This is a genomic window from Mesorhizobium sp. LEGMi-168a, from assembly GCF_058312955.1.
Genome location: NZ_JBZEGV010000082.1, coordinates 1 through 1851 on the forward strand (window position 1 = coordinate 1; position 1851 = coordinate 1851).

The 1851-nt window shown below is 66.5% G+C and carries 1 protein-coding gene; it reads left to right on the forward strand.

Features of this window, described 5'->3' with window-relative positions; genetic code table 11:
• Positions 1 to 403: 403 nt before the first annotated feature.
• Positions 404 to 1762 (forward strand): group II intron reverse transcriptase/maturase, encoded by a 1359-nt coding sequence (gene ltrA / locus AC4FWB_RS33955; RefSeq protein ID WP_491030577.1) that lies wholly within the window; start codon positions 404 to 406, stop codon positions 1760 to 1762.
• The last annotated feature ends 89 nt before the right edge of the window (positions 1763 to 1851 follow it).

The following is a 1851-nucleotide window of genomic DNA, read 5'->3' on the forward strand; positions in this document are numbered from 1 at the left end:
TTGTGCGCCCGGCATGGGCATCGACTAGGAGGTGAAAGTCCTCTCGTGAGCTGGTCACAGCGAGCGAAGCGAACCGCAGAGCGTCGGACCGCGAGGCCGGCGTGAAGGAAGCGGGGAGCGAAGCTGCGGGCCGACGGACAGGAACCGGATATAAGGCGAAGCCGAGCGGGGCGAGCGGGCAATGATCCGCGAAGCTGCTGTGACCAAGGCGAGGCGACGTAGATCCGGCGGTCGCGCAGTGAAGGCCGATGTTCTTACCCGGGGAGATCTCGCCTTGCGCCTGAAAGGGCGACGATGGCCGTGAGGCTGGCGGAGCGAGAAGTCAGCAGAGGCCATAGTAGCGGATATCCGCGAAGGGCCGAACGTCGGGAAGGGCGAAACGCCCGCGAACCTCGAGGATGCCATGCCACAGAAGTCGGACGGTAGTCCGAGCGCACAAACGGCCGGCGCGGTGAAGCCGCAAGGGTCGCGCTTGCGTGTGGAAGCGGCCGCGGCTGGGAGCGGAGACGAGCGCCTGGGCAGCGGCGGCCTGATGGAGACGGTGTGCGAACGCCGGAACCTCCTGGCCGCGTTGAAGCGTGTTCGACAGAACGCGGGAAGTCCCGGCATCGACGGGATGACGGTCGAAGAACTGTCCGGCTATCTGCGCGTGCACTGGCCGCGCCTGCGCGAGGAGTTGCTCGCCGGGCGCTACCAGCCGCAGCCGGTGCGCCGGGCGGCAATCCCCAAGCCCGGCGGGGGCGAGCGTGAGCTTGGCATCCCCACGGTGCTCGACCGCTTCATCCAGCAGGCCCTGCTGCAGGTCCTGCAACCGCTGTTCGATCCAACCTTCTCGGAGGCGAGCTACGGCTTCCGGCCCGGACGCAGTGCGCACGATGCCGTGCTTCGCGCGCAAGCCTATGTGCAGGAAGGCCGCAGCTTTGTCGTGGACATCGACCTGGAGAAGTTCTTCGATCGGGTCAACCACGACATCCTGATGGCAAGGTTGGCCAAGCGGATAGCGGACCGTCGCGTGCTGCGGCTGATCCGCCGCTACCTCGGTGCGGGCGTGCTCGCCAACGGGGTGGTGATCGAGCGGGACGAGGGGACGCCGCAAGGCGGGCCGCTCTCCCCGCTGTTGGCCAATGTGCTTTTGGACGAAGTCGACAAGGAGTTGGAGCGGCGCGGGCATGCCTTCGTGCGCTACGCTGACGACCTGAACGTCTATGTTCGCACACAGCGTTCGGGCGAACGGGTGATGCAGTCCATGCGCAAGCTGTTCGCCAAGCTCAAGCTGCGCGTCAACGAGACCAAGAGCAAGGTGACACGCGCCACGCAATCCAAGTTCCTCGGCTTCTCGTTCTGGGTGGCCGGGGGGCGAAGCATCCGGCGGCGCGTGGCGCCACAGGCCATCAAACGCATGAAGGAGCGTGTGCGGGCGCTGACCCGGCGCAGTGCCGGGCGCAGTCTCGCGCAACTATGCAAGCCGCTCAGAGTGTATCTCATCGGCTGGAAGGCCTACTTCCGGCTCGCCGAGACGCCGGGCGTGTTTGCCGACCTCGACGGGTGGATTCGTCATCGTCTGCGGGCCGTGCAGCTCAAGCACTGGAAGCGTGGTTCGGTCATTTACCGCGAGCTTCTTGCGCGCGGCATGTCCCACCAGGCGGCCAGAGGCGTGGCTGCCAACGCCCGCAGATGGTGGCACAACTCGGCGATGAGCCTCCACATCGCGCTGCCGAACCGCTTCTTCGACAGGCTGGGCCTGCCCCAGCTTGCCAGTTGACCTCAACCCAACGAACCGCCCGGTGCGGACCCGCATGCCGGGTGGTGTGGCAGGGGACGTGGAGATAACCTCCACGCCCCTATGCCGAT